The organism is Ruegeria intermedia (assembly GCF_900129345.1).
GTDB classification, from domain to species: Bacteria; Pseudomonadota; Alphaproteobacteria; order Rhodobacterales; family Rhodobacteraceae; genus Ruegeria; species Ruegeria intermedia.
In genome coordinates this window covers 1-22,845 of record NZ_FQVK01000034.1, presented here as the reverse complement: position 1 = coordinate 22,845, position 22,845 = coordinate 1, and the positions used below count along the sequence as shown (strand labels likewise).

Annotated in this window: 23 protein-coding genes; 5 read left to right on the top strand and 18 right to left on the bottom strand. The window is 64.0% G+C overall.

Annotated features, from left to right (window positions below; translation table 11 throughout):
- Positions 1-98: 98 nt before the first annotated feature.
- From F3H26_RS17650 to F3H26_RS17585, 14 genes are all read right to left on the bottom strand, one after another.
- Positions 99-863, bottom strand: coding sequence for a TIGR02186 family protein (locus F3H26_RS17650; protein ID WP_149777294.1), 765 nt, complete (start codon positions 861-863; stop codon positions 99-101).
- Between the two features lies 1 nt (position 864).
- Positions 865-1,785 (bottom strand): sulfite exporter TauE/SafE family protein, encoded by a 921-nt coding sequence (locus F3H26_RS17645; protein ID WP_149777293.1) that lies wholly within the window; start codon positions 1,783-1,785, stop codon positions 865-867.
- A 123-nt stretch (positions 1,786-1,908) separates the two neighbouring features.
- Positions 1,909-2,835 (bottom strand): sulfite exporter TauE/SafE family protein, encoded by a 927-nt coding sequence (locus F3H26_RS17640; protein WP_149777292.1) that lies wholly within the window; start codon positions 2,833-2,835, stop codon positions 1,909-1,911.
- Between the two features lie 87 nt (positions 2,836-2,922).
- Complete coding sequence (locus F3H26_RS17635; RefSeq protein ID WP_149777291.1) at positions 2,923-3,891, bottom strand: ABC transporter permease; 969 nt, start codon at positions 3,889-3,891, stop codon at positions 2,923-2,925.
- Positions 3,891-4,985 carry an ABC transporter permease gene (locus F3H26_RS17630; protein ID WP_149777290.1) on the bottom strand — a complete coding sequence of 365 codons (1,095 nt, stop codon included), beginning with the start codon at positions 4,983-4,985 and terminating at the stop codon, positions 3,891-3,893. The genes F3H26_RS17635 and F3H26_RS17630 overlap by 1 nt, the downstream gene beginning before the upstream one ends.
- A 1-nt stretch (position 4,986) precedes the next feature.
- Positions 4,987-6,516 carry an ABC transporter ATP-binding protein gene (locus F3H26_RS17625; RefSeq protein ID WP_149777289.1) on the bottom strand — a complete coding sequence of 510 codons (1,530 nt, stop codon included), beginning with the start codon at positions 6,514-6,516 and terminating at the stop codon, positions 4,987-4,989.
- A gap of 113 nt (positions 6,517-6,629) precedes the next feature.
- Positions 6,630-7,628: a BMP family lipoprotein gene (locus tag F3H26_RS17620; RefSeq protein ID WP_149777288.1), complete on the bottom strand. Its 999-nt coding sequence runs from the start codon at positions 7,626-7,628 to the stop codon at positions 6,630-6,632.
- 114 nt (positions 7,629-7,742) lie between these two features.
- Complete coding sequence (locus F3H26_RS17615; protein ID WP_149777287.1) at positions 7,743-8,201, bottom strand: GNAT family N-acetyltransferase; 459 nt, start codon at positions 8,199-8,201, stop codon at positions 7,743-7,745.
- Positions 8,198-8,788 (bottom strand): tRNA (adenosine(37)-N6)-threonylcarbamoyltransferase complex dimerization subunit type 1 TsaB, encoded by a 591-nt coding sequence (gene tsaB / locus F3H26_RS17610; protein ID WP_149777286.1) that lies wholly within the window; start codon positions 8,786-8,788, stop codon positions 8,198-8,200. The genes F3H26_RS17615 and tsaB overlap by 4 nt, the downstream gene beginning before the upstream one ends.
- Positions 8,778-9,341, bottom strand: a complete 564-nt coding sequence (locus F3H26_RS17605) for a NifU family protein (protein ID WP_149777285.1) — start codon at positions 9,339-9,341, stop codon at positions 8,778-8,780. The genes tsaB and F3H26_RS17605 overlap by 11 nt, the downstream gene beginning before the upstream one ends.
- Before the next feature lie 69 nt (positions 9,342-9,410).
- Positions 9,411-10,004 (bottom strand): 2-hydroxychromene-2-carboxylate isomerase, encoded by a 594-nt coding sequence (locus F3H26_RS17600; protein WP_149777284.1) that lies wholly within the window; start codon positions 10,002-10,004, stop codon positions 9,411-9,413.
- Entirely contained in the window at positions 10,004-10,459 is a 456-nt protein-coding gene (locus F3H26_RS17595; RefSeq protein WP_005978853.1) for a universal stress protein, read from the bottom strand. Before F3H26_RS17595 ends, F3H26_RS17600 begins: the two co-directional genes overlap by 1 nt.
- 67 nt (positions 10,460-10,526) lie before the next feature.
- Positions 10,527-11,390, bottom strand: a complete 864-nt coding sequence (locus tag F3H26_RS17590) for a branched-chain amino acid aminotransferase (protein ID WP_149777283.1) — start codon at positions 11,388-11,390, stop codon at positions 10,527-10,529.
- 60 nt (positions 11,391-11,450) lie between these two features.
- Positions 11,451-11,909: an Lrp/AsnC family transcriptional regulator gene (locus F3H26_RS17585; protein WP_149777282.1), complete on the bottom strand. Its 459-nt coding sequence runs from the start codon at positions 11,907-11,909 to the stop codon at positions 11,451-11,453.
- 129 nt (positions 11,910-12,038) lie between these two features.
- Between F3H26_RS17585 and F3H26_RS17580 the strand changes: the two genes are divergently transcribed.
- Positions 12,039-13,088: a Glu/Leu/Phe/Val family dehydrogenase gene (locus tag F3H26_RS17580; protein ID WP_149777281.1), complete on the top strand. Its 1,050-nt coding sequence runs from the start codon at positions 12,039-12,041 to the stop codon at positions 13,086-13,088.
- A gap of 58 nt (positions 13,089-13,146) precedes the next feature.
- Here the strand turns inward: F3H26_RS17580 and trpS are convergent, their stop codons facing one another.
- Positions 13,147-14,175: a tryptophan--tRNA ligase gene (gene trpS, locus F3H26_RS17575; RefSeq protein WP_149777280.1), complete on the bottom strand. Its 1,029-nt coding sequence runs from the start codon at positions 14,173-14,175 to the stop codon at positions 13,147-13,149.
- A gap of 86 nt (positions 14,176-14,261) precedes the next feature.
- Between trpS and F3H26_RS17570 the strand changes: the two genes are divergently transcribed.
- On the top strand, positions 14,262-14,948 hold the full coding sequence (locus tag F3H26_RS17570) for a rhomboid family intramembrane serine protease (protein WP_149777279.1): 687 nt from the start codon (positions 14,262-14,264) through the stop codon (positions 14,946-14,948).
- Between the two features lie 5 nt (positions 14,949-14,953).
- On the opposite strand, the gene murJ is transcribed toward F3H26_RS17570, so the two are convergent.
- From murJ to F3H26_RS17555, 3 genes are read right to left on the bottom strand one after another with little or no spacing between them, the layout of a single operon-like run.
- Positions 14,954-16,495 carry a murein biosynthesis integral membrane protein MurJ gene (gene murJ / locus F3H26_RS17565; protein WP_149777278.1) on the bottom strand — a complete coding sequence of 514 codons (1,542 nt, stop codon included), beginning with the start codon at positions 16,493-16,495 and terminating at the stop codon, positions 14,954-14,956.
- The gene (locus F3H26_RS17560) at positions 16,492-19,311 is read right to left on the bottom strand and encodes a [protein-PII] uridylyltransferase (RefSeq protein ID WP_149777277.1); all 2,820 of its coding nucleotides are present in this window, start codon (positions 19,309-19,311) and stop codon (positions 16,492-16,494) included. Before F3H26_RS17560 ends, murJ begins: the two co-directional genes overlap by 4 nt.
- Entirely contained in the window at positions 19,271-20,431 is a 1,161-nt protein-coding gene (locus F3H26_RS17555) for a penicillin-binding protein activator (RefSeq protein ID WP_149777276.1), read from the bottom strand. The genes F3H26_RS17560 and F3H26_RS17555 overlap by 41 nt, the downstream gene beginning before the upstream one ends.
- A gap of 88 nt (positions 20,432-20,519) precedes the next feature.
- Here F3H26_RS17555 and rsmI point away from each other — a divergent pair, with 88 nt between their 5' ends.
- From rsmI to gshB, 3 genes are all read left to right on the top strand, one after another.
- Positions 20,520-21,377 carry a 16S rRNA (cytidine(1402)-2'-O)-methyltransferase gene (gene rsmI / locus F3H26_RS17550; protein WP_149777275.1) on the top strand — a complete coding sequence of 286 codons (858 nt, stop codon included), beginning with the start codon at positions 20,520-20,522 and terminating at the stop codon, positions 21,375-21,377.
- Between the two features lies 1 nt (position 21,378).
- Positions 21,379-21,750 carry a YraN family protein gene (locus F3H26_RS17545; protein ID WP_149777274.1) on the top strand — a complete coding sequence of 124 codons (372 nt, stop codon included), beginning with the start codon at positions 21,379-21,381 and terminating at the stop codon, positions 21,748-21,750.
- 61 nt (positions 21,751-21,811) lie between these two features.
- Complete coding sequence (gene gshB / locus F3H26_RS17540) at positions 21,812-22,744, top strand: glutathione synthase (protein WP_149777273.1); 933 nt, start codon at positions 21,812-21,814, stop codon at positions 22,742-22,744.
- Positions 22,745-22,845: the final 101 nt, after the last annotated feature.

Here is a 22,845-nt window from a genome sequence, read left to right as displayed (position 1 = left end):
TTCATAGCGACGTTGAGACATGCTGCTCTCCTCTTTCACAGAAGTGAATCAGAAACCCTCAAACGCCGATAGCGATTTATGAGTGTGTGACCTAGGCCTCAGCTTTCGCGCAGCAGCCGGAAGGCCGTGGATGCGCCCCATCCCGCCGCGATGGCGATCACCAGCGACATCAGCCCGTACCAGACAGGCTGCTGTCGGGACATGTTGTACAGGAACCGCTCCAGCCCTACCTTGCGCACGTCGATGGTGGTTTCGAATTCGGAAATCACCTGACCGCCGCGCATCAGGAAGATGCGGGTCAGATAGTCGCCTTCGGTCAGGTCTGCCGGCATGTCGATCGAGGTGCGGAACAGTGTCTGTTCGTCCACGGCAACGGTGTTTTCGCGGATCGAATACAGCCCCTCATCCTCGCGGATTCTGACGACCGCCTCGGCGAAGTCCTGCGCCTGCCGGATATGCATCGCGGCCCCGACCGAGCGGATCGCGCGCTTGATCGAGATCCGATAGCGCAGGTCCTCGGTGTCGCTGATGATCTCGTTGAACGGCGCGCTGGTCGCCACGGCATAAAAGCTGGGCGCGGAATCGACCAGGACGCTGTCCGTGTTGACCCAGATGCCGAATTTCTTTTCCTTCCGGCGGACCATGACGGGTTCGGACGGGCCGGCCACGGCCACGATCACCTCGAGCGGCGGCCCGTCGGGAATGGGCGCCTCGCGCTTGACGGCGCCGAAAATCAGAATTTCGGAACCGTCGAAATCGGCGGTGATGGCGACCCGGTCCTGGCTGAGGCCCAGAACGACCTGTTCCTGCGCCGCCGCAACGGGCAGGGACAGCAACACCAGGGCCAGTATCCAGCGCAACACGTCAGTGCCCTCCGTCGGTGCCGAGCGAATAGAGCTCGGCCGGTTGCAGAAGCAGATCCAGCGCCAGTTTGGCGCAGACCGCAAGCACAAGCGCGGCCAGCAGCACGCGCAGCTGTTCGGCGGGCATGCGTGACCCGATGACGGTGCCGATCTGCGCGCCGATCACCCCCCCCACCAGCAGAAGCACCGCCAGCACGATATCCACGGTATAGTTCGTGGTGGCATGCAGCATCGTGGTGAAGGCGGTCACGAAGATGATCTGAAACAGCGATGTCCCCACGACCACCTTGGTCGGCATGCCCAGCAGATAGATCATGGCCGGCACCATGATGAAGCCGCCGCCGACCCCCATGATGGCCGACAGCACACCGACGCACAGACCCACCAGAACCGGCGGGATCACCGAGATATACAGGCCCGATGTTCGGAACCGCATCTTGAAGGGCAGGGCATGGATCCATCCGCGCTGACGGCGCTTGGCCACCGGCCCGCCGCCCCGGCGCGATTTACGCAGTGCGTTCAGGCTTTCAACGAACATCAGGCCGCCGACGACGCCCAGAAAGACCACGTAACAAAGCTTGACCAGCAGATCGACCTGGCCGAGGCTTTTGAGGTAGTTGAACACCACCACACCCAACGCCGCCCCCAACAGGCCCCCCACCAGAAGAACGCAGCCCATCTTCAGATCGACCGTCTTTCGTCGGAAATGCGCCAGCACCCCCGAAAACGAGGACGCCACGATCTGGTTGGCCTCGGTGGCGACCGCAACGGCAGGCGGGATGCCGATGAAAAACAGCAGCGGGGTCATCAGAAAACCTCCGCCCACACCGAACATTCCCGACAGGATGCCCACCATTCCGCCCAGCCCCAACAGAAGAAAGGCATTGACGGAGACTTCGGCTATGGGAAGGTAAATATGCATGCTGTCAACACGCTCCTGGAACGGCGGTGGTGGGGCTGAACGCGGGGGGCGGACTCAGAGTCGGCCCAAGCCCTGGGACTTCTCGGGGCGGTCTTGAGCGAGTGTCAAAGCGGTGCCGGACCATCAGTTTTCCCCAAGAAATTCAGACAGGTTGTAGTGTTCGACCGGATCGATGGTCAGGTCCAGCCCGACCTTCGCGGCGACGATCATGACCATCACCGCCAGAAGGATGCGCAGCTGCTCGGCCTTCAGGCGGGCGCCCAGACCGGTTCCGAACTGGGCGCCGACGACGCCCCCGATCAACAGGAAAAGGGCAAGGACGATGTCGACGCTGAAATTGGTCGCGGCATGGATCATCGTCGTGAAGCCGGCAACGAAGATGATCTGGAACAGAGAAGTCCCGATCACGACCTTGGTCGGCATCCCCAGGATGTAGATCATGGCCGGCACCATGATGAACCCTCCGCCCACGCCCATGACGGCAGACACGACCCCGACGCCAAAGCCCACCATCACCGGCGGGATGATCGAGATGTAAAGATTCGAGGCTCTGAACCGGGTCTTGAACGGCATGCCATGAACCCATCCGCGCCGACGGCGACCCGCGGAAACGGTACCGCCCGCCTGCCGGGCTCGTCGGATGGCAAGCACGCTTTCGACGAACATCATGCTGCCGATCAGGCCCAAGAACACCACATAGCAAAGCTGGACCGCCAGATCGACCTGTCCCAATTGCTTGAGGGCGTTGAAGGCGATCATTCCGACCGTGGCGCCCAACAGGCCGCCGCACAGCAGAACCGATCCCATCTTCAGATCGACGGTCCGTCTTTTCAGATGGGCCAGAAGGCCCGAAAACGACGATGCAACCACCTGATTGGCCGAGGTCGCCACGGCGACGGCCGGCGGAATGCCGATCAGGAACAACAGCGGAGTTATCAGGAAACCGCCGCCCACGCCGAACATTCCCGACAGGAAACCGACCGCGATTCCGATCCCCAGCAAAAGGAACGGGCTCACGGACACTTCGGCGATGGGAAGGTAGACGTGCATACCCCTTTAGAACGGTTGCGGCATGCAAAATCAACTCTGCATGCCGCTGTGCAGCGAACAGGACTGGCAATCAGCCCCGAACTGGCCTTATCGCTCCTTGATGTACGGCTCGCCCCCGGCCTTTGGTGGAATGGCCTTGCCGACGAAACCGGCCAGGATCACGACCGTCAGGATGTAGGGCAGCGCGTCCATGGCCTGCACCGGGATCACGATGCCGCCCAGATCGATGTTCTGGAACCGCAGCGCAACTGCCTGCAGCAGCCCGAACAACAGGCAGGCCCACATGGCGTGCCATGGGCGCCACTTGGCGAAGATCAGGGCCGCCAGCGCGATGAACCCGCGGCCGGCGGTCATGTCCTTGACGAATCCGGCCTGCAATCCGGTTGCCAGATAGGCCCCGGCGATACCGCACAGAACGCCGCAGATGGCCACTGCGGCATAGCGCAGCCCGACCACCGAGACCCCTGCGGTATCAACGGCGGCGGGGTTTTCCCCGACCGCACGCAGCCGCAGCCCGAACCGGGTGCGGAACAGCACCCACCAAGTCGCCGGAACCATCAGGAACGCGACATAGACAAGGATCGAATGGCCCGACAGCAGCTCGGAATAGATGGGGCCGATGATCGGGACGCCGCTCAGCGTCTCGGCGAAGGGGAAGGTGATGGGTTCGAACCGGCCGCCTGCGAACAGCGACGGCGTGCGGCCGCCCTGCTGGAACCAGTCCTGCGCGATCAGCACGGTCAGACCGGCGGCCAGAAAGTTGATCGCCACGCCCGAGATCAGCTGATTGCCGCGGAAGGTGATCGAAGCCAGCCCGTGCAGGGCCGACAGCACCAACGACGCCGCGATCCCGGCCAGCAGGCCCAGCCAGACCGATCCGGTGACGGCCGCAACCGCCGCCGAAAAGAACGCGGCCATCAGCATCTTGCCCTCGAGGCCGATGTCGAAAATGCCGGCGCGTTCCGAATACAGCCCGGCCAGACAGGCCAGCAGCAGCGGCGTGGCCAGGCGAACGGTCGAATCCAGGACCTGGATCAGTGTCAGGAAGGAGTCCATCAGTTTGCCTCCTTGCGCAGGGCCAGGAACAGCTTTTCAAGCGGCATGCGCACCATGTTGTCCAGCGCCCCGGTGAACAGGATCACCAGCGCCTGGATCACCACGATCAGCTCGCGCGGGATCGAGGTCCACAGCGCCAGTTCCGCGCCGCCCTGGTACAGAAAACCGAACAGGATGGCCGCCAGGAACACGCCGAACGGGTGCGAGCGGCCCATCAGGGCCACGGCGATGCCGATGAAGCCCGCGCCCTCGGTCGAGTTCAGAACCAGCCGCTCGGCTTCGCCCATGACGTTGTTGATCGCCATCAGACCCGCCAAAGCGCCCGAGATCAGCATCGCCACGATGGTGATGCGCACCGGCGAGATACCGGCATAGACCGCACCGGTCTCCGAATGCCCATAGGCCCGGATTTCATAGCCCAGACGGGTGCGCCAGATCAGCGCCCAGACCACGACACAGGCCAACAGCGCCACGATCAGCGAAATGTTGGCCGGGGCCGCCTTGGAGAAATTGATCCCGATCGGCGCCAGCATCTCGTGCAGGGTAGGCAGGTGCACGGCCTCGGGGAAGCGGGCCGTGGCCGGATCCTGCGAGCCGGCCGGCCGCATCACGATGACCAGCATGTAGTTCAACAGCGCCGCGGCGATGAAGTTGAACATGATCGTGGTGATCACGATATGGCTTCCACGCTTGGCCTGCAGATAGGCCGGAATCGCCGCCCAGGCCGCCCCGAACAGCATCGCCGCAGCCATCGCGGCCAGCAAAGCGATGCTCCAGTGCGGCCACGGCACATACAGGCAAACCATGGCGACGCCCAGTCCGCCCAACATGGCCTGACCCTCGCCACCGATGTTGAACAGGCGCGCGTGGAAGGCCACCGCGACCGCCAGACCGGTGAACATGAAGTTGGTGGCATAATACAGGGTGTAGCCCCAGCCATAGGTCGACCCCAGCGCGCCGGTGACCATCAGGTTCACCGCCTCGACCGGGTTTTCGCCGATGGCCAGAATGACCAGCGTCGACAGGATTGCGGCCAGGATCAGACTGATCAGCGGGATCAGAATGACATCGGCCCATTTTGGCATTTTGTCCATGTTACGCGGCCTCCCCCGCAACACCGGCCATCAACAGGCCCAGTTCTTTTTCATCCGTTTCATGGGGCAGGCGCTCGCCCATGATATGTCCGTCGAACATCACCGCGATCCGGTCGGACAGCGAGAAGATCTCTTCCAACTCGACCGAGACCAGCAGGATCGCCTTGCCTTGGTCGCGCAGGGCGACGATCTGCTTGTGAATGAACTCGATCGCGCCGATGTCCACACCGCGGGTCGGTTGACCTACCAGCAGCAGGTCGGGGTTCCGCTCGATTTCGCGCGCCACGACGATCTTCTGCTGATTCCCGCCCGAGAAATTCTTGGCCGACAGCCAGCCGTTCGGCGGGCGCACGTCGAATTTTTCGATCTTGCGTTCGGTGTCGGCGCGCAGGGCGGCGTTGTCCATGAAGATCCCGCGTTGATAGGCCGGGTCGCGGTGATAGCCGAACGCCACGTTTTCCCAAGCGTGGAAATCCATGATCAGGCCTTCGCGTTGCCGGTCCTCGGGCACATGGGCGATGCCCTGGGCGCGGCGCGCCTGCCCGTCCGACCCCGGCCCGCTCAGCGCCAGAGGAACACCGTTCATCCTGATCGTGCCCGATCCGGGGCGCATCCCGCCCAACACCTCGAGCAGCTCGGACTGACCGTTGCCCGCGACGCCCGCGATGCCCACGATCTCGCCCGCGCGGACGGTCAGGTCGATGCCCTTGACGCGCTCGACGCCCGACGAATCCGTCACCCGCAGGTTCTCGATTTCCAGAATCGGCTTGCCGGGTTTGGCCGGCACCTTGTCGACCCGCAGCAGAACCTTGCGCCCCACCATCAGCTCGGCCAGCTCCTCGGGGTTGGTCTCGGCGGTCTTGACCGTGGCGGTCATCTGGCCGCGGCGCATCACCGACACGGTGTCGGTGGCCTCCATGATCTCGCGCAGCTTGTGGGTGATCAGGATGATGGTCTTGCCTTCGGCACGCAGCCGGTCGAGGATGCGGAACAGCTGGTCGGCCTCGGCCGGGGTCAGCACCCCCGTGGGTTCGTCCAGAATCAGGATTTCCGCCTTGCGATACAGCGCCTTAAGGATTTCGACCCGCTGCTGCATGCCGACGCCGATCTCGTCGATGCGCTTGTCGGGGTCCACGAACAGCTCGTATTCCTGCTCGAGATCTTTCAGCTCTTTCCGGGCCTTGGCCAGCGAGGGGGCCAGCAGCCCGCCATCTTCGGCGCCCAGAACGATGTTTTCCAGAACGGTGAAATTCTCGACCAGCTTGAAATGCTGAAAGACCATGCCGATACCGGCGGCGATCGCGGCCTGGCTGTCGGGGATGTCGGTCTTTTTGCCGTTGATCCAGATTTCACCTTTGTCGGCCTTGTAGAAGCCGTACAGAATGCTCATCAGCGTGGATTTGCCCGCACCGTTTTCACCGATGATCCCGTGGATCGTGCCGGGGGCGACGCTGATCGAGATGTCCTTGTTCGCTTGAACTGGCCCAAAGGCTTTGGAAATCCCTTTGAGCTCGATGGCGGGGACTGTCATGTCTTGTCCTCGATTGCCGTAGAAGCTGCGCTGATTTCGCAATCATCCGGTCGTGGCGAAACAGCGGCATGAGTGGATGCGGGACGGGAGGCCTTCCCCCGCCCCGCGCGATATCAGAACTGCAGTGCCGGGCAGCTGTCGTTCTCATAGTAGCTGACGACCTTGATCTTGCCGTCGATGATGTCCTGACGCGCCTTTTCGACGGCGGCCATCATCTCGTCGGTCACCAGCGGCGCGTTGTTCTCGTCCATGGCGACGCCCACGCCGTTTTCGGCCAAGCCCATGGTGAACTTGCCGGTCTCGACGTTTTCGCCGGCTTTCATCGCATCATACACCGCGACATCCACGCGCTTGAGCATCGAGGTCAGAACCTTGCCCGGGTGCAGGTGGTTCTGGTTGCTGTCCACGCCGATCGACAGGATACCTTCGTCGGCGGCGGTCTGCAGAACGCCCACGCCGGTGCCGCCGGCCGCGGCATAGATCACGTCAGCGCCCTGGCTGATCTGCGCCTTGGTCAGTTCCGAGCCTTTCACCGGGTCGTTCCAGGCCGCCGGGGTGGTGCCGGTCATGTTGGCGACGACATTGATGTCGGGGTTCACCGATTTGGCGCCCTGCGCGTAGCCGCAGCCGAAATGACGGATCAGCGGAATGTCCATGCCGCCGATGAAGCCGACGGTGCCGGTTTTCGAAGCCATGGCCGCCATGATGCCGACCAGGTACGAGCCTTCATGCTCGGCGAAGGAAACCTGACGGATGTTCGGCGCGTCCAGCCAGCTTACATCGACGGCGACGAATTTGGTGTCCGGGTAATCCGGCGCAACGGCGGCCAGCGGATCGGCCATGGCAAAGCCCATGGTGATGATCGGGTTGGCGCCGGCTTCGGCAAAGCGCCGCAGGGCCTGTTCGCGCTGCGCCTCCGACTGCAGCTCGATCTCGCGATAGGTGCCGCCGGTTTCGTTGGCCCAGCGTTGCGCGCCGTTATGGGCCGCTTCATTGAACGATTTGTCGAACTTGCCGCCCAGATCGAAGATGATTGCCGGTTCGGCGATGGCGGCACCCGCCGTCAGTGCAAAGGCGGCGGCTGCGCCCATCAAGGATTTCATCAGGGTCATCATATACTCCCGTTGTTTATTATGACTTCGGGACCGGGTCTTGCGCCCAGCCCCGCTCAGAGCGAGCAGAACTGCTGAGATAGCGGCAATTAAGGCCGTCTGAAACTGTCATGGTCAACCGCTTTTTGACCAATTGGTCTCGGAATCGCTCGGCTTTCGTCTGGGCAGCGTGCGCTCCATCACAATTGCATCGACATTGTCCGCCCCGGGAGGCCTGTAATAGGCCCGGCGCAGACCGCAGCGCGCATACCCGCAACTTTGATAGAGTGCAATGGCCGCAGCGTTGTCCGCCGCCACGTCCAGAACGGCCCGGCGCGCACCCAATTCAGCAGCCCTTGCCTGCCAGCTCTGCATGAGAGCGCGGGCCAAACCCTGCCTCTGGTGGTCGGGATGGGTGGCAATGGTCAGCAGTTCGGCCTCGTCGCCGATGACCTGGAACACGGCAAAAGCAGATTTGTTTCCAAGCACATGCGTGAAACGACCTGCGGCCAGGCCGGCAAACTCGGATGCGGTCCACGGGCGCGACTGGGTAAAGGCCGCAGCATGGGTTTCGGCCATCTCCTGTGGCGTCATGGGTCCAGCAGAGCCGGTGGCGCGTCGCGCGACGGCGCGGCATCGGCCGGGCGCAGATACAACGGCGCGGGCGGGGTCTGCGGCAGGGTCCGGCGTTGCGCGGCGATGCGCGCGATCGCGCAGGCCAGCTGCTCCGGGTCGTCGTCGGTGAACAGCGTCCCCAGTGATTCTGCCTGATCCCGCGGCAGAACCTGCGGTGCGGCACCGGGCTGTTGCAGATAGACCTGGTCCCTCGGGGCGGGGATGGCGGGGATGTGGCCCGAAGGGGCCATCGCGGCCAGGGCTTCGAGGCCCGACACACCGACGGCGGGTTTGTTCAGGCCCAGCGCCAGACCGCGCGCGGCCGAAACCGAGATGCGGATACCGGTGAAGTTTCCCGGGCCGGTTCCGACGCCGATCGAGTCCAGCCCGGACCAGTCCAGCCCGGCCTCGGTCAGGATGTCCTGCAACATGGGCATCAACCGCTCGGCCTGTCCGCGGGTCATGGCTTCGGCACGGCTGGCGATGATGTCCGGGCCGCAAATCAAAGCGGCCGCGCAATGCGCGGCCGATGTATCAAAGGCCAGAACCTTGGGCTCAGACGGCAACGGGGCGAACCTCGGTCACTTCGGGGATGTAGTGGCGCAGCAGGTTCTCGATCCCCATCTTCAGGGTCAGGGTCGAGGACGGACAGCCCGCGCAGGCCCCCTGCATGTGCAGATAGACAACGCCGCGATCAAAGCCGTGGAACGTGATGTCGCCGCCGTCCTGCGCCACGGCAGGGCGGACGCGGCTGTCGAGCAGTTCCTTGATTTGATTGACGATTTCGGAATCTTCGCCGGTGTGTTCCGCGTGACCCGAGGCCGCATCCGCCCCGGCCCCCATGACCGGCTGGCCGGATTGGTAATGCTCCATCACTGCGCCCAGAATCGCGGGTTTGATGTGGTCCCACTGAACGTCGTCATTCTTGGTGACGGTCACGAAGTCATTGCCGAAGAACACACCTGTCACCCCCTTCACCGCAAAGATGCGTTTGGCCAGCGGCGAGTTTTCGGCGGCCTCGGCCGTCGGGAAATCTGCGGTGCCGGCTTCCAGCACGGTCTGGCCGGGCAGGAATTTCAAAGTTGCCGGGTTCGGCGTGGATTCGGTCTGGATGAACATGGCGGCGCTCCGTATCGCTTGCGTCTGATATGCGCGCCGGGCGCGGGGAAGTCAAGTTTTGGAACGATTCTAATCCTGGGCTGCCTGCTCGATCGCCATGTCCAGGCGGTCGTCGCCCCAGAACAGGTCCGAGCCGACCACGAAGCCGGGCGCGCCGAACAGGCCCAATGCCTCGGCGCGGTCGACCTGTTCGAACAGGGCGGCCTTGATGGCCGGATCTGACAGCCGGTCCAGCATCTCGGGCGCGGCGCCTGCCTGGGACAGCGCATCCTGCAGAACCATGTCGTCGGATATGTCGCGGCCGTCCCCGAATTCGGCCGAGAAGACAGCCCGCGCAAACGCGGCCCGTGGGCCGGAGTCTGGAAGTGTCAGCGCCAGGCGCGCCGCTTTCAGGCTGTTTTGCGGAAACGGGTCCGGACGGGTCAGCGGCAGGTTGCGCGAGGCACACAGCCGCTCCATGTCGCGCCACATGTACCGGCCTTTGGCCGGGTAGATGTTGAAGGGCGAGGTGGTCCAGCCCTGGTCGGTAAAAATGGGACCCAGCAGAAACGGCTGCCATTCCACGCGCACCCCGCGCCGCGCCGCATCCCGTTCGATGCGCATGGCGCTCAGGTAGGAATAGGTCGAGGCGAAATCGAACCAGAAATGCAGGGTGTCGGGCATCAGGTGATCTCTTCGAGCTTCTCCTTGCTCAGATCGCCCGGCACGATGGTGATCGGAATCGGCAGCCCGCCGGCGTTGCGGGTCAGTTGCGTGACCAGTGGCCCGGGCCCCTTCTTGCCCGTGCCGGCCCCCAGAACCAGAACTCCGATTTCAGGGTCCGAGCGGATATGCTCGATGATCTGCGCCACGGGCTCGCCTTCGCGGATCGCCAGTTCGGGTTCAATCCCTTGCTTGTCGCGCATCCATTTCGCGAATACCTCGAAATGGGCGTGGATGCGTTCGCGGGCCTCTTCGCGCATCACTTCGGACACGCCGATCCAGTGGTTGAACTCATCCGGCGGAATGACCGACAGGATGGTCACGCCGCCGCCCGTATGCGCCGCCCGCATGGCAGCAAAGCGCATGGCGTTCAGACATTCGCGGCTGTCATCCAGTACTACAAGGAACTTGCGCATGACTGTCCTCTCAAGATTTTGGCGATCATGCCCGAGCCTTGGCAGTCTGGCAACTCGGTCGGGCCGATTACCGGGCGCTGGCGGCCCAGTCCCAGTACAACGACCGCACCCGACGCGTGACGGGGCCGATCTGGTACTGGGTGTCGTCAAAGGCCGTCACCGGCGTGACCTTGTTCATGTTGCCGGACATGAACACCTCGTCCGCTACACGGAAATCATCGAAGGTCAGCACCGTTTCATGCACGGTCACCCCGTCGCGGCGCAGATTGTCGATGTGCCGCGCGCGGGTGATGCCCGCAAGGAAGGTGCCGTTGGGAATGGGGGTAAAGACCTCACCATCCCTGACCATGAAGATGTTGGCAGTTGCGGTTTCGGCCACGTTGCCCAAGGCATCGGCCACCAGCGCGTTGGAAAACCCCTTGGAGCGGGCCTCGTTCAGCATGCGCGCGTTGTTGGGGTACAGGCACCCGGCCTTGGCGTTGACCACGGCGTTTTCCAGAACCGGGCGGCGGAACCGCGTGGTGGTCAGGGTGGCCGAGGCGGTTTCGGGGGCCATCGGGATCTCTTCCAGGCAGATCGCGAACCCGGTGCTGCCGGCTTGGGGCACGATCGCGGTCGCGTCGCCGTCGATGCCCCAGTACATCGGGCGAATGTAGACGGCGGCAGTTTTGGGATAGGTCGCCAGCCCTTCCAGGACCAGTTCGACCATCCGTTCCGTGGATACCGTCGGGGTCAGCATCAGCGCCTCGGCCGAGCGGTTCACCCGGTCGCAATGCGCCGCCAGATCGGGCGCCATTCCGTCAAAATAGCGCGCGCCGTCAAACACCGATGATCCCAGCCAGGCCCCGTGGTCCGCGGCCCGCATGATCGGGGCATCGCCATCGTGCCATGTGCCATCAAAATAGGTGCGGATATTCTTGCCGACTGCCATCTTCCCCTCCGTCATTTTCGCGAACCGTAGGAGCGCGCGCGCCCGAGGTCCAGCGGATAATCACGTCTCCACAGGCAACACGTCGCGCTTGACCATCGCGCGCAGGGCAAAATTGGAGCGCAGGTTGCGGATGCCCGGAATCTGCATCAGCCGGTTCTCCAGAAACGCGTCGAACGCTGTCAGGTCTTGCGCCACGACGCGCAGCAGGATGTCGCGCGAGCCGGTCATGAGGTAACACTCCATCACCTCGTCACAGCGCAGGATGGCGCGTTCGAAGGCGTCGATGGCGTTGCGGTCCTGTTTCTCAAGTTCGACCGACACGAAAATCGTGACGCCAAAGCCCAGTTTCTCGGGGTCGACCTGCGCCGAGTACCCGGTGATCACCCCGTCGCGGCGCAGGCGGTCCAGGCGTCGCGCGCAGGGCGTGGGCGACAGGCCCACCTTTTCGGCCAGGTCCAGGACGGTCATGCGCCCGTCCTGCTGCAGCGCGCGCACGATCTTGCGGTCGATCTGGTCCATGGAGAAAATCCCTAAAATGGTCGGCTCAGATTATCATTATCGCCAAGAGGCATGTGTTGGCCAGCATGTATTGGCGAAAATCGCTCGGTCCAATGTGGCAGAATCAGTCTGTCTTTCCGGAGGAGCGAAATGGAAATAACCACGATTGACGCGCCAGATCACGAGCGTGTGGTCGAATTCAAAGACGCCGCCAGCGGGCTTTCGGGCTTTGTGGCGATCCACTCCACGCAATTGGGGCCTGCAGCGGGCGGCGTGCGGATGCGCACCTATGGCCACCCGTCCGAGGCGCTGGACGATGCGCTGCGCCTGTCGCGGGGCATGACCTACAAGAACGCCGCGGCCGATCTGCCGCTGGGCGGGGGCAAGGCCGTGATCATCGGCGACCCGAGCGCGGACAAGACGCCCCGGTTGCTGAAGGCCTTCGGGCGCGTGGTCCAAAGCCTCGGCGGCCAATACTGGACGGCCGAGGACATGGGGATGACCCCGGCCGACATGGCCCAGATCGGCACCGAAACCGAATATGTCGCCGGTCTGCCCGATGGCCCCTTCGCCAGCGGCGACCCGTCGCCCGTCACCGCCCGCGGGATCTTCAACGCCATCCGGGTCACCGCGCGGCATCGGTTCGGGTCCGGGGACCTGAGCGGCAAGACCGTCTCGGTGCAGGGGCTGGGTCATGTCGGCGAACATCTGTGCGCGCTGTTGCATGACGCCGGGGCGAAACTGGTGATCACCGACATCGATGCGGATCAGACCGCCCGGCTGGCGGACCGGTTCGCGGCGCAGGCCGTCGCGCCCGATGCGATCTATGAGGCCCAGGCGGATATTTTCGCGCCCTGCGCCATCGGGGGCATCCTGAACGAAACCAGCATTCCGCTGCTGAAGGTCGGCGCGGTGGCCGGAGGGGCCAACAACCAGTTAGCGACCGATGCCGACGCGCAGCGCCTGCATGACCGCGGCATCCTCTATGCTCCGGATTTCGTGGCCAATGGCGGCGGGATCGTGAACGTCGCGACCGAGATCCTGAAGATCAAGGATCGCGAAGCCTGGGTCGGTCAGCGGCTCGAGGCGCTGGAGCGGACGATGGACCGCATCCTGACCCGCGCCAAGGTCGATGGCGTCAGCCCCCATGCGGTGGCCGAATCCATCGTCGAGGAAAAACTGCACCCGCAGGCCGCCTGACCTGCAACGAAAAACGCCGCCCCGGATCAGGGGCGGCGCTGAAGTTTCCGTCTGGGTCTTAGGCGCGGCCGGCGCCCACCATCCCCACGATTTCGTAGGTGCGGCTGAGGATCGGAGCCGCGATTTCCCGCGCCCGTTCCGCGCCACGGTCCAAAATCCTGTCGATCTCGGCCTGATCGCCCATCAGCCGCGCCATCTCGGTTGAGATCGGCGACAGCTTTGCGACCGCCAGATCGGCTAGCATCGGCTTGAATTCACCGAACTGCTTGCCGCCGACCTCGGCCAGAACCTGCTCGACCGTCTGATCGCTGAGCGCGGCATAGATGTTGACCAGGTTGCGCGCCTCGGGGCGGCCTTCCAGCCCGTCCACGTCCGAGGGCAGGGCATCGGGGTCGGTCTTGGCCTTGCGGATCTTCTTGGCGATGGTGTCGGCATCGTCGGTCATGTTGATCCGGCTCATGTCGGACGGGTCCGACTTGGACATCTTCTTGCCCCCGTCGCGCAGGCTCATCACGCGCGTGGCTGCGCCCTCGATCACCGGCTCGGTTATCGGGAAGAAATCGACGCCATAGTCGTGGTTGAACTTGATGGCGATGTCGCGGGTCAGCTCAAGATGCTGTTTCTGGTCGTCGCCCACCGGCACATGGGTCGCGTGATAGACCAGAATGTCGGCGGCCATCAGCGAGGGATAGGCGAACAGGCCCAGCGAGGCGTTTTGCTGGTTCTTGCCGGCCTTGTCCTTCCACTGGGTCATGCGCTGCATCCAGCCCATGCGCGCGACACAGTTGAAGATCCAGGCCAGTTGCGCGTGTTCGGGCACCTGGGACTGGTTGAACAGGATCGACTGTTCCGGGTCGATGCCGGCGGCGATGAAGCCCGCGCACAGCTCGCGCGTGGAATGCGCCAGTTCCTTGGGGTCCTGCCAGACGGTGATCGCGTGAAGATCGACCATGCAGTACACGGTCTCCATCTCCGGCCCTTGCATATCCACAAAACGCTTGAGCGCACCAAGGTAGTTGCCAAGATGCAGGTTTCCCGAGGGCTGAATGCCGGAAAACACGCGCGGCGTGAACTTGGTCTCGGTCATGGAAGGGAACTCCCGTCTGGAAAAATGAGCCTCCGTCGCTTACCCATGAGGCAAAGGGACGTCAACAGCCGCGAAAGGCCCGCCCAATGAGCAGCGAGCACTACACACCCCCCGTGAACCCCCTGCCGCCCGTGGTGGTGGCGCTGGTTTTGTTCATCATGGGGATCGAACTGGCCTTCACCCTTGGCACGCGCGGCCTGGTCGGCGGACCGGGCGCGGTGGGCTGGCGGCTGGAGGCGATCCAGCGCTGTTCCTTCTCGGCCGACATCTTCGACTGGATGGTGATGAACGGGCGTTGGCCGATCGAGCATGTGATCCGGTTCTTCACCTACCCCTTCGTGTCAGGCAGCTTTACCCAGGCGCTTTTTGTCTGCGTCTTCGTTTTGGCGATGGGCAAGATGGTGGGCGAGGTCTTTGGCGGTTTTGCGATGCTGGTGATCTTCGTGCTGTCGGGTGTGGGCGGGGCGCTGGCCTATGCGGTGCTGCTGGACCCGCGCTATCCGCTGGTCGGGGGCTTTCCGCCGGTCTATGGCCTGATCGGCGCCTTCACCTGGCTGCTGTGGCGCAGGCTGTCGCTGGTCGGAGAGAACCAGGCGCGGGCGTTCCAGTTGATTGCGGTGCTGATGGGCATCCAACTGCTGTTCGGGCTGATCTTCGGCGGCACCTCGGATTGGGTGGCCGATCTGGGTGGGTTCGCGACCGGGTTCGGGCTGTCGTTTTTCGTGGCACCGGGCGGATGGGCGCGGCTGGTGGGCCGTATCCGGCGGGACTGAGGCGGTCAGGACCTTCGCAGGGCGGACCGGAACTCGGACAGACGGAATGCGCCCAGCAGGTGGCCCAGAAGGAAGTAAGACAGTGCCGCGACCACGATCAGGCCCAACAAGGCCAGATAGCGCCAGCCCGGAACCTCGAACGTCCAACCGAACAGCCGCATCGATGCGATCAGCACCACACCCATTCCCATTGAGGCCGCCAATATCCTGGGCGCTCGGCGCTTGAACCGCTCGTCGAAACGGGCCTCCTCGCCCATGCGCCGGGCGCCCAGAGCCAACAGCGCCACCATGCCCCACCCGGCGGCCGAGGCCGCGATGGCCGGGGCGATCCAGCCGACGATCGGGTACAGTCCAAAGGCCAGCACGGCATTGATGATCATCGCCACAACGGCATACCGGAAGGGCGAACGGGTATCCTCGCGGGCGAAGAACAACGGTTGCAGCAGCTTTTGCAGCATGAAGGCCGGCAGGCCGATGCCATAGACCGCCACGGCCAGCGCAGTGGCAGCCGTGTCTTCGGGTGTGAACTGTCCACGTTCGAACAGGACCGAGACCAGCGGCACCGGGATGAGTACGAAGGCCACGGTGGCCGGAATGGACAGCAACAGGGTGAACTCTCCGGCGCGGGAAAAGGCGTTGCGCGCGCCATCGCCGTCCCCCGCGCGCAGGCGGCGCGACAGGTCGGGCAACAGCACGATGCCCACGGCGATGCCGACCACGCCCAGCGGCAGCTGATACAGCCGGTCGGCAGCGAACAGCCAGCTGACGGCCTTTTCGGTCTTTGACGCGACCAACTGCCCCACGACCAGATTGACCTGTGTCACCCCCATGGCAAGGGCGGCGGGAACGGCGATGCGCACCATCTTGCGCATCTCGGGGCTCAGCCTTGGCCGTCCGGGGCGGATGCGGACACCCGCCCGTTCGGTGGCGACCCACACCAGCGCCAGTTGAGCGACCCCGGCGATCGGAATGACGGCGATCAGCCAGCGGATGACCTCTCCGCCCATGGTGGCGCCTGCGATCAGTGCCGTGCAGGCGAAGATGTTCAGCAGGACCGGCGCCGCCGCCGCGGCAGCAAAGCGGCCTGTGGCATTGAGAACCCCGGAAAACAGCGCGGCCAGGGACATGAACAGGATGTAGGGAAAGACGACATATCCGTACCCGACCGCCAGATCGAAACGTTCGTCGCCATAAAACCCCTCGGCCGTCAGCCAGACCAGCCCCGGCATGAACACCATGGCCAGCCCGACCAGCGCCAGAACGGCCGCCGCCAGCAGGTTGAACGCATCCTGCGCAAACCCCTGCGCGTCTTCGCCCCCTTCCAGCCGTTTCGAGAACATCGGAACGAAGGCCGCGTTGAAGGCGCCCTCGGCGAAGAACCGGCGGAACATGTTGGGCAGGCGGAAGGCCGCGACAAAGGCATCCATCACGGGGCCCGGGCCGATCAGCGCGGTCAGAAGGATTTCGCGCGCAAATCCCAGAATGCGGCTGGCCAGGGTCCAGAACCCGACCGTGAACAGGCCCGAAAACAGACGGATCTGCTTCATGAGGCCGCCCGCTCGGCGCCCTCGGCGATGGCCTTGCGCAGCTTGGCCTCGAGCGTGCGCTGCTTGGACTCGGAATGGTATTTCAGCCCGAACATGTCCTTGACATAGAAGGTGTCCACCACCTGTTCGCCATAGGTCGCGATCACCGCGTTGGCGACATAGACGTTGGCGGCCGCAAGGGTTCGGGCCAGATCATACAGCAGGCCGGGGCGGTCGCGTGTGTCGACCTCGATGATGGTGTAGATTTCCGAACCGTCGTTGTCGAAGGTGATGTGGGTCGGAACGTTGAACGCCTTTTCCCGCTTTTTGATCTTGTCGCGGGACTTGAGCGCATCGCGGGCGACCACTTCGCCCTTCAACGTCTTGTGGATCATCTGGGTCAGGCGCGGCAGGCGGGCCGTGTCAAAGGGGTGACCGTCGGAATCCTGGATCCAGAAGGCATCGGTGACATAACCGTCCTTGGTGGTATAGCTGCGCGCATCCACGACATTGGCCCCCACCAGCGCCAGGGCGCCGGCGATGCGGGCAAAGATGCCGGGATGGTCGGCCATGGCGAAACAGGCACGGGTGGCGTCGCGGTCCTCGTCGGGGTGCAGACGGATTTCCATGGCGCCCGGGTCGCCGCCATGTTCCAGCACCCGCAGCATTTCGGCGAACTCGACATGCGTTTCGAGGTTCAAACCCTGCCAATACGGGTCATAGTGCCGCGCGGTCTCGGTCTTGAGATCGGCCTTGGACCAGCCCGCCAACGCCTCGCGCAGGGCCTTCTTGGCCTCGGCGCCCCGGTTGGCGCGGTTGAGGTCCTCCATCCCGGTTTCCAGCGCCCGCTTGGTTTCGGCGTGCAGAGCGCGCAGCAGGGTGGCCTTCCAGTTGTTCCAGGTGTCGGGCCCCACCCCGCGGATGTCGCAGACCGTCAGAACCGTCAGCAGGTCCAGCCGTTTGACGGTTTTCACCGCCTTGGCGAAGTCGCGGACCGTGCGCGGGTCGGAAATGTCGCGCTTCTGCGCCATGTCCGACATCAGCAGGTGATAGCGCACCAGCCATTCGACGGTTTCACATTCCTTCTTGTTCAGCCCCAGCCGCGGCGCCACCGTGCGGGCGATCCGGGCGCCCAGAATCGAATGATCCTCGGGGCGGCCCTTGCCGATGTCGTGCAGCAGCAGCGCGACATACAGCACCCGCCGGTTCACGCCGCGTTCCAGGATCGACGAGGCCAGCGGCAGTTCCTCGACCAATTCGCCCCGTTCGATCTGCGCCAGGTTGGTGATGCACTGGATCGTGTGTTCGTCCACGGTATAGCTGTGGTACATGTTGAACTGCATCATCGCCACGATGGGCTCGAACTCGGGGATGAAGGCCGACAGGACCCCCAGTTCGTTCATGCGGCGCAGCGCGCGTTCGGGGTTGCCGTGTTTCAGCATCAGATCCAGAAAGATGCGCCGCGCTTCTTTGTCGTTGCGCATGTCATCGTCGATCAGGTGCAGATTGGCAGTGACCAGCCGCATGGCATCGGGATGGATCAGCATGCCGGTGCGCAGGCCCTCCTCGAACAGGCGCAACAGGTTCAGCTTGTCGGACAGGAACCTGTCGGGATCGGCCACGTCCAGACGCCCATGCACCACCTTGTAGCCCGGCTTGACCCGCGGCCTGCGTCGGAAAATGCGCTCAAGCAAGGGCGCATTCTTCATATGCGCCGCTTCCAGCTTCGTCAGAAAGATCCGCGTCAGATCGCCGACCTGGGTCGCCTCGCGAAAGTAGCGTTGCATGAAGATCTCGACCCCACGCCGGCCGGCGCGGTCCTCGAAACCCATCCGGTCGGCCACCTCGACCTGCAGATCGAAGGTCAACTGCTCGGTCGCGCGCCCGGTGACAAGGTGCAGATGCGACCGGACGGCCCACAGGAATTCCTCGGCCCTGGCAAAGGTCTTGTGCTCGTCGGGGGTGAACAGGCCCAGGGGCACCAGTTCGGCCGCGTCCTGCACGCCATAGATGTATTTGGCGATCCAATAGAGCGACTGCAGGTCGCGCAGCCCGCCCTTGCCCTCCTTGACGTTGGGCTCGACCATGTAGCGCTCGCCCTGTTTGAGGTGGCGCGCGTCGCGTTCGTGCAGCTTGGCCTCGATGAATTCGCGTTCCGAGCCCTTGAACAGGTCGGATTTCAACCGCTGTTCCAACTCGGCGGCCAGGGCCGCGTCGCCGCCCAGAAACCGCTGTTCCAGCATTGCTGTCCGGATCGTGAAATCATCCTCGCCCAGGCGCAGGCAATCGCGGATCGTGCGCGAGGAATGACCGACCTTCAGCCGCAGATCCCACAGCATGTACAGCATGGATTCGATCACGCTTTCGGCCCAGGCGGTGATCTTGTAGGGGGTCAGGAACAGCAGATCGACATCCGAGAACGGTGCCATTTCCCCGCGCCCATACCCGCCAACCGCCATCACGGCGATCTTTTCGCCTTGTGTCGGATTTGCCAGTGGATGCAGCCGGGTGCTGGCCACCTGCAACGCGGTGCAGACCAGCCCGTCGGTCAGATAAGTGTAGGACCGCGTCAAGGGGCGGGCGTCGAAAGGGCGGGCGGTGAACGCTTCGGCAATGGCCTGACGCCCGGCCTTTTGCGCGTCGCGCAACACGCGCACCACCGCAGCGCGGGCCGCCGCCGTGTCAGAGACATCGATCAGCGCCTCGGACAACCGGGCGCCGATCGCATCGCTGTCGAAAATCTCGGAGGCGTCGCAGATCAGCGGGCCGCCGGGCTGCGGAGCCAGCGCAAGCGGGTCAGAATCCGGCACCGGAGAAGCTTTGTGGGGCAGGGTCAATCACAACCACCTGTTTGTTCTGGATCGTGGCAACCGCCAGACCGCGTTCGTTGGTGCCGTCCGGTCGCAGACGGAAGATGCCGCCCACCCCCTGGAACCCGGCATTCTGCGTCAACGCGGCCGCCGACAGGGCGTTCGACTTGCCCTGGCTGGCCAGGGCGCCGATGGCCGCGATGCCGTCATAGGCCAATCCGCTGATCGGGTGCGGAGCCTCGCCATAGGTCGCGTTGTAGCGCTGCCGATAGGCTTGGGCCTTGGCCGGATCGGGCAGGGCGAACCACCCGCCCTGGACCCCGGGCAGTTCCAGTGTCTGCGCCGGGATGTCCCACCGGGTCAGGCCGATATACTGCACCATGGCGGGGGACACGCCGGCCTCGGGCAGCAATTGGGTCAACAACGGCAGCGCGCCGGCGGTCGTGGCGGTCAGGAACATCGAATCCGCTCCGGTCTGATCCACCGTGGCCTTGATTGCAGGAACCGCGTCGATCACGCCTTGCTGAGACCGGTCAAAGCCGACTTCGCCGGCATTGGCGACCCGGCTGCTACCGAGCGCGTTGGTGATGGCGGCGCGCCCCAACTGCCCGGCGGCGTCGTTGCTGTAGACGACCACCATCTTCGATTTGCCCTGGCGCCCAGCGAAATTGACCAGCCGGCGGGCCGTGTTGTCGAAGGTCGGCCCCAGCACGAAGACATTGCCGCCCGCGATGCTGGTGTTGTTCGAAAACGAAAGCACGTTCACGTTCTTGCTCAGCACCGCCAGCCCCGCCGCGTTGGCGGCCTGGGCGTAGACGGGGCCCAGAATGACCTTGGCGCCGTCGGCCACCGCCTGCTGCGCCGACGCGGCCGCGGTGTTCGGATTTCCGGCCGTGTCATAGACCCGCAGGTCGATCCGGGCGTTCTGAAGATCCGCCATCGCCAGACGCGCGGCGTTCTCGAGGCTTTGGGCCAGCGACGGATCGCTGGACTGAGGCACCAGCAGCGCAACGGGAATCGGCTCGGACGTATCGATCGAGGGGCCGCGGCCGGTCGCGCCCGGCTCGCAGGCGGCCAGAAACGCAGCGGTGGCAAGGCCGATGGCGATTTTCGCGATCTTGCGAACGGGGTTGCAAACAGTGAACATCTCGATGAAAACTCCCTGATCCGGCGGCACGGGGCGCTGCTGTTTGGTGCCGCCGCGATAATAAACGTCACGCTGCGAGGGTCCAGCATTGAATTTCCAAAAGGTTAGATTGGCGGGGGGGCTGTATTTCGTTGCCACTCCGATCGGAACGGCGCGCGACATCACGCTCAGGGCGTTGGACGTTCTGGCCTCGGCGGACGTGATCGCGGCGGAGGACACGCGAAGCCTGCGCAGGTTGATGGAGATTCACGGCGTGCCGCTCGAAGGGCGGCGCATCCTGTCCTATCACGATCACAGCGGCACGGGCACCCGTGACCGGCTCATGGCGGAACTGGCCCAGGGCAAGTCGGTGGCTTACGCGTCCGAGGCGGGGATGCCGCTGATCGCCGACCCGGGATACGACCTGGGCAAGCAGGCGGCCGAGGCCGGATTCACCGTGACCTGCGCGCCGGGACCCTCGGCGGCTCTGACCGCCCTGACGCTGGCCGGGTTGCCGACCGATGCCTTCTTCTTTGCCGGGTTCCTGCCGAACGCAGCCGGCGCGCGACGGTCCCGGATCGAGGGGCTGCGGGACATTCCGGGGACGCTTGTGTTCTACGAATCCCCCAAACGGCTTGCGGCGTGCCTGACGGACCTGGCGCAGGTTCTTGGGGGTGATCGACAGGCGGCCATGTGCCGGGAACTGACCAAGAAGTTCGAGCAAATCCGTCGCGGAACTCTGGCGGACCTGTCCGCGCAGTATCGAGACGCCACCGTGAAGGGCGAGATCGTCTTGCTGGTGGATCGCGCGCATTCACCGGCCGTTAACGATGCGGATGTAGAAGAGGCGTTGAGACAGGCGCTGGAAACGCACTCGGTGCGGGATGCGGCCGATCTGGTGTCCAAGATGTATGATTTGCCAAGGCGGCCGATTTACCAGAAGGCCCTGAAGATGGGAAAGGAATGACATGGCGCGCCGGTCGGTCAAGGGCTCGGTTTCCTATCACGCCGGGCAGGCGGCCGAACACAGCGTCGCGGCCGACTACGAAAGGCGCGGCTTCGAGGTCTGTCACAGGCGCTGGCGCGGCGCGGGCGGCGAGATCGACCTGATCGTCCGGGATGCGCAGGGCCTTGTGTTCGTCGAGGTCAAGAAAAGCCAAAGCTTTGACACCGCCGCCGCGCGGATCAGCAAGCGTCAGATCGACCGGATATGCGCCTCGGCGGCGCAGTACCTTGCGCAGGAACCGGGCGGGCAGTTGACCGATGTCCGGTTCGATGCGGCTCTGGTGGATGCAACGGGCGCAGTGCAAATCGTCGAAAACGCCTTTGGTCAGGGCTGATCGCCATTGAACACCCGTCCCCGCTGGGCCATGTATCTGGCGTGACTACGAGGGACACGCCATGAAAATCGCCTTTCAGATGGACCCGATCGGGGCCGTGGACATCAATGCCGACAGCTCGTTCCGGCTGGCCGAAGAAGCCCAGGCCCGTGGGCACCAGCTGTTTTACTACGGACCCGATCAGCTGGCCTATCAAGAGGGGCGCATCACCGCCCGCGGTCACGACATGACGGTGCAGCGGGTTGCGGACCAGCCGGCGGTTCTGGGGCCTGAGCGCGAGGTTGATCTGGCGGATTTCGATGTCGTCTGGCTGCGGCAGGACCCGCCGTTCGACATGCATTACATCACCTCGACCCATCTTCTGGATAGGCTGCGCGGCCAGACGCTGGTGGTGAATGATCCGTTCTGGGTGCGCAACTACCCGGAAAAACTGCTGGTTCTGGATTTTCCCGACCTGACCCCGCCCACCACGATCGCCCGCGATCTGCAGACCATCAAGGCGTTCAAGGAAAAGCACGGCGACATCATCCTCAAGCCGCTCTATGGCAATGGCGGGGCCGGCGTGTTCCGCCTGGATGCCGATGACCGCAACCTGACCTCGTTGCACGAGCTGTTCACCGGTTTCTCGCGCGAGCCGCTGATCGTTCAGAAATTCCTGCCGGATGTGCGCAACGGTGACAAGCGGGTGATCCTGGTCGATGGCGAACCGGTCGGTGCGATCAACCGCGTTCCGGCCGAGGGTGAGACCCGGTCGAACATGCATGTGGGCGGCCGTCCCGAAAAGATCGGCTTGACCGACCGCGATCTTGAGATCTGCGCGGCCATCGGTCCGCTGCTGAAGGAAAAAGGCCAGATCTTCGTGGGTATCGACGTGATCGGAGACTATCTGACCGAAATCAACGTGACCTCACCCACCGGAATCCAGGAACTGGAGCGGTTCAACGACACAAATATCGCCGAAAAGATCTGGCGGGCGATCGAGGCCAAGGTCTAGGTCACCCACTCATAAATCGCTATCGGCGTTTGAGGGTTTCTGATTCACTTCTGTGAAAGAGGAGAGCAGCATGTCTCAACGTCGCTATGAACTGACCGACT